At 62.5% G+C, this 448-nt stretch carries 1 pseudogene; it reads left to right on the top strand.

Annotated features, from left to right (window positions below):
* Positions 1 to 19: 19 nt before the first annotated feature.
* Positions 20 to 448 (top strand): annotated as a pseudogene (locus J3U67_RS05080) (DUF6531 domain-containing protein); the annotation flags it as partial.

Genomic DNA, 448 nt, shown 5'->3' with positions numbered 1-448 from the left:
CGGCACCGAAGAGCTCGACTTCACCCTTCCCGCCCATCTGCCCCTCCAATGGCAACGCTTCTACAGCAGCGTCGACACCCGTACCCACAACATGTTCGGCGCCGGATGGAGCGTCAGCTTCGAAGTCGAAATCGAAATCTCCCCCCAGCCCGATGGTTCCTGTGCCGCCGTCTATATCAACGAACAAGGACGCCGCCTCGAAATCGACCCCCTGCAACCCGGCGAAGGCATGCGCGGCATCAACGAAAACCTCACCATCCGCCGTGGCCGGCACAACCGCTGGGTCATCGAAGACGACGACGGCCTCTACCGCCTGTTCGAGCCCGACCCCAGCCAACCCCACCGCCTCTGCCTCACCGCACTTCAGGATCGCAACGACAACCGCCTCCTTCTTTACCGCGACAGCCACAGCCGCATCATCGAAATCACCGACAACGACCGCAGCACC

The sequence above is a fragment of the Snodgrassella sp. B3837 genome (assembly GCF_026535955.1).
GTDB lineage: Bacteria > Pseudomonadota > Gammaproteobacteria > Burkholderiales > Neisseriaceae > Snodgrassella > Snodgrassella alvi_E.
This window is presented reverse-complemented; position numbering and strand designations above follow the sequence as displayed.